This window comes from Pseudomonas juntendi (assembly GCF_009932375.1).
Classification (GTDB): domain Bacteria; phylum Pseudomonadota; class Gammaproteobacteria; order Pseudomonadales; family Pseudomonadaceae; genus Aquipseudomonas; species Aquipseudomonas juntendi.
In genome coordinates, this window is record NZ_BLJG01000370.1 from 1 (window position 1) to 4486 (window position 4486).

Annotated in this window: 4 protein-coding genes; all 4 read right to left on the reverse strand. The window is 63.0% G+C overall.

The genetic code is table 11. The annotated features are described in order from the left end of the window. Positions 1–136 precede the first annotated feature (136 nt). From GYA94_RS26050 to GYA94_RS26065, 4 genes are read right to left on the reverse strand one after another with little or no spacing between them, the layout of a single operon-like run. Positions 137–907 carry an SDR family oxidoreductase gene (locus tag GYA94_RS26050; RefSeq protein ID WP_161893395.1) on the reverse strand — a complete coding sequence of 257 codons (771 nt, stop codon included), beginning with the start codon at positions 905–907 and terminating at the stop codon, positions 137–139. After that, entirely contained in the window at positions 907–2118 is a 1212-nt protein-coding gene (locus GYA94_RS26055) for an O-succinylhomoserine sulfhydrylase (protein WP_054905333.1), read from the reverse strand. The genes GYA94_RS26050 and GYA94_RS26055 overlap by 1 nt, the downstream gene beginning before the upstream one ends. 16 nt (positions 2119–2134) lie before the next feature. Next, a complete protein-coding gene (gene purF, locus GYA94_RS26060) occupies positions 2135–3640 on the reverse strand; it encodes an amidophosphoribosyltransferase (protein ID WP_009683775.1) in 1506 nt (501 codons plus the stop codon). 42 nt (positions 3641–3682) lie between these two features. Then, a complete protein-coding gene (locus GYA94_RS26065; protein ID WP_029886425.1) occupies positions 3683–4240 on the reverse strand; it encodes a CvpA family protein in 558 nt (185 codons plus the stop codon). Positions 4241–4486: the final 246 nt, after the last annotated feature.

Here is a 4486-nt window from a genome sequence, read left to right on the forward strand (position 1 = left end):
GCAAGTGGCAAGTGGCAAGAAGAAGCATGGGGGCGCTTGATGAATTTCTGAACCCTACAAATGACGAAGGAACCTTGCGGTCCCCTCTTGCAGCTTGCAGCTTGCAGCTTGAAGCTTGAAGCTTGAAGCTTGAAGCTCAGGTGTAGATCATCTTGCGGGTCATGCCGCCATCGACCACGAACTCCTGGCCAGTGACGAACGCCGCCTGCCGTGACAGCAACCAGGCAACCATGGCAGCCACATCCTCCACGGTCCCTACCCTGCCCGTCGGGTGCTGGGCGTGGTCGGCTTCGCTCAATGGCTCGGCACGGCGCTGCGCCGGGTCACGGGCATCGATCCAGCCAGGGCTCACCGCGTTGACGCGGATCTCCGGGCCCAAACTTATCGCCAGCGCATGGGTCAAGGCCACCAGGCCGCCCTTGCTCGCCGCGTAGGCCTCGGTATCAGGCTCGGACTGCCGCGCCCGGGTGGAGGTGAGGTTGACGATCGCCCCGTTGTGCGCACGCAGGTACGGCGCACAATGCTTGGCCAGCAGCATCGGGCCATTGAGGTTCACCGCCAGCACCCGGTTCCACTGCGCCAGGCTCAGGCTTTCCAAGGTCTGGTTGTGCGGGTTGGCGATCGCTGCATTGCACACCAGCGCATCCAGGCGGCCAAATTGCCCGAGCACCTCGGACACCCCGGCACTGACCTGGGCCTCGTCGGCAACGTCCATGGTGATGAACCAGGCATTGTCACCCAGAGCCTTGGCCACCTTGGCGCCCCGCTGCCGGTCAAGGTCGCTGAGCACCACCTGCCAACCCTCGCAGATCAACCAGGCGGCAATGCCCAGGCCGATGCCGCGCGCGGCACCGGTCACCAGGGCTACCCGGCCGTTGTGGCCCGGGGTGCTGCCGCCAATCTGCATCACAGTGCGGCCAACCCGCGCGCCAGGTCGGCCTGCAGGTCTGCCACGTCTTCCAGGCCCACGGCAACGCGGATCAGGCTGTCGCGAATACCCGCAGCCTCACGCTCCTGCGGCGACAGGCGGCCGTGGGACGTGGTGGCCGGGTGGGCGATGGTGGTCTTGCTGTCGCCCAGGTTGGTGGTGATGGAAATCACCCGAGTGGCGTCGATGAAGCGCCAGGCGCCCTCTTTGCCGCCCTTGACCTCGAAGCTGACCACTGCACCAAAGCCACTCATCTGGCGCTTGGCCAGGGCGTGCTGGGGGTGGCTTGGCAAGCCAGCGTAATGCACCTTCTCCACGCCGTCCTGTTGCTCCAGCCACTCAGCCAGGGCCTGGGCACTTTCGCAATGCGCACGCATGCGCAACCGCAGGGTTTCCAGGCCCTTGGTGAAGATCCAGGCATTGAACGGGCTGAGGGTCGGGCCTGCGGTACGCAGGAAGCCCACCACCTCTTTCATCTGCTCGGCTCGGCCGGCCACTGCGCCGCCCATGCAACGCCCCTGGCCGTCGATGAACTTGGTCGCCGAGTGGAACACGATATCGGCACCCAGCTTCAACGGTTGCTGCAGTGCCGGGGTGCTGAAGCAGTTGTCGACGACCAGCATGGCGCCATGGGCATGGGCGATTTCACTGAGGGCAGTGATATCGACCAGTTCGGCCAGCGGGTTGGACGGCGATTCGACGATCAGCAGCTTGGTATTGGCCTTGATGGCCTTTTCCCAGCCCGCGAGGTCGGCCAGCGGCACGTAGTCCACCTGCAGGCCGAAGCGCTTGAAGTACTTCTCGAACAGGCTGATGGTCGAGCCAAATACGCTCTGCGACACCAGCACATGGTCACCGCCACTGCACAACGACATGACCACCGCAAGCAGCGCCGCCATGCCGGTGGAGGTGCCCACGGCCTGCTCGGCGCCTTCCATCGCTGCCAGCCGCTCTTCGAAGACACGCACCGACGGGTTGGTGTAACGCGAATAGACGTTGCCTGGCGTTTCGCCGGCGAAACGCGCAGCGGCGTCGGCCGCCGTGCGGAACACATAGCTGGAGGTCAGGAACAGCGCTTCGCTGTGCTCGCCTTCCGGTGTACGGCTTTGGCCAGCGCGCACCGCCAGGGTGTCGAAACCGACACCCTCGAGGTCGCTGTCCAGTCGCCCGGCATCCCATTGATCCGTCATGCCGTCGCTCCCTGAATCAGTTGTTGTAGAGGTCGATGATCGCGCTGACCGCCTGGTTCTTGACCTTGGCCAGGTCGTTACGGGCCTGCTCGATGCGGTCGAGGTAGGCTTCGTCGATATCGCCGGTGACATACTCACCGTTGAACACCGCGCAGTCGAAGTGCTCGATCTTGATCTTGCCGCCGCCGACCGAGTCGATCAGGTCCGGCAGGTCCTGATAGACCAGCCAGTCGGCGCCAATCAACTCACCCACCTGTTCGGTGGTGCGGTTGTGGGCGATCAGTTCGTGCACGCTCGGCATGTCGATGCCGTAGACGTTGGGGAAGCGCACTGCCGGGGCTGCCGAGCAGAAGTAGACATTCTTGGCGCCGGCTTCGCGGGCCATCTGGATGATCTGCTTGCACGTGGTACCGCGCACGATCGAATCGTCCACCAGCATCACGTTCTTGCCACGGAATTCCAGTTCGATGGCGTTGAGCTTCTGGCGCACCGACTTCTTGCGCGCCGCCTGGCCAGGCATGATGAAGGTACGGCCGATGTAACGGTTCTTGACGAAGCCTTCGCGGAACTTGACACCCAGGCGGTTGGCCAGCTCCAGGGCGGCGGTGCGGCTGGTGTCGGGAATCGGGATGACCACGTCGATGTCGTGATCGGGGCGCTCGCGCATGATCTTGTCGGCGAGCTTTTCACCCATGCGCAGGCGCGCCTTGTACACCGACACACCGTCGATGATCGAGTCTGGGCGGGCCAGGTAGACATGCTCGAAGATGCATGGCTGCAGCTTCGGCGCTTCGGCGCACTGCTTGGTGAACAGCTGGCCTTCTTCGGTGATGTACACCGCTTCGCCGGGTGCCAGGTCGCGGATCAGGGTGAAACCCAGCACGTCCAGGGCGACGCTTTCGGAGGCAATCATGTATTCCACGCCTTCGTCGGTGTGACGTTGGCCGAATACCACCGGGCGAATGCCGTGTGGGTCACGGAAGCCAACGATACCGTAGCCGGTGATCATTGCCACCACGGCGTAGCCACCCACACAGCGGCTGTGCACGTGGGAAACGGCAGCGAACACGTCTTCTTCGGTCGGCTGCAGTTTGCCGCGCACCGCCAGCTCGTGGGCGAACACGTTGAGCAGCACTTCCGAGTCGGAGTTGGTGTTGACGTGGCGCAGGTCGGACTCGTAAATCTCCTTGGCCAACTGTTCGACGTTGGTCAGGTTGCCGTTATGTGCCAGAGTGATGCCATACGGGGAGTTGACGTAGAACGGCTGGGCCTCGGCCGAGGTCGAGCTGCCCGCGGTCGGGTAGCGCACATGGCCGATGCCGATGTTGCCCACCAGGCGCTGCATGTGGCGCTGCTGGAACACGTCGCGCACCAGGCCATTATCCTTGCGCAGGAATAACCGGCCGTCATGGCTGGTCACGATACCGGCAGCGTCCTGGCCGCGGTGCTGGAGGACCGTAAGCGCGTCATACAGCGCCTGATTGACGTTCGACTTACCGACGATACCGACGATGCCACACATGCGACGCAACCCCTACTTTGATGAAACTTGAGTGAATAGCGCTCAGGGCTTAGCTGGCCCGAGCAACTGTTCCTTGAACGGAAGATCAGCCGGAGCGCTGATCAGACCACCGGGCGACCATTGGCCGGCGAAACCCAGAATCAGGTTTTTCGACCAGTCGGCGACCAGAAGAAATTGTGGTATCAGGCGCGATTCCTGCCACCAGGTGTCCTGTTGAACCGGCCCCAGGCTGATCAGGCCGATGGCCACCACTACCAGCAAGGCCCCGCGCGCGGCGCCGAAGGCCATGCCCAGGAAGCGATCGGTGCCGGACAGCCCGGTCACGCGGATCAGCTCGCCGACCAGGAAGTTGACCATGGCCCCCACCAGCAAGGTGGCGACGAAAAGAATGGCGCAGCCGGCGATGACGCGCATCGATGGCGTCTGGATGTAGCTTTCAAGATACACCGAGAGCGAACCGCCGAACATCCAGGCAACCGCACCGGCAATGATCCAGATGAGCAAGGACAAGGCTTCCTTGACGAAGCCGCGCTTGAGACTGATCAGTGTGGAGACGGCGATGATCGCGATGATCGCCCAATCAACCAGGGTAAATGCCACGGTGCTGCCTGCAGACGTTTGAGGCGGCGCATTTTACCAGAGCGGTGGGGGCTTGGGTAAGCGGAATGTCAGGTGGATTGGTGTTTGCTTCATCGCCAGCGAGCCACACACAGGGACTGCATAAACCTCACGCTATGTGCAGCCCCTATGTCAGATGGATGGGTGTTTGCTTCATCGCCGGCAAGCCAGCTCCCACAGGGATCGCCTTAGGGCTGACAAGTGTTTGCCACAAGGTATGGCAGCGCC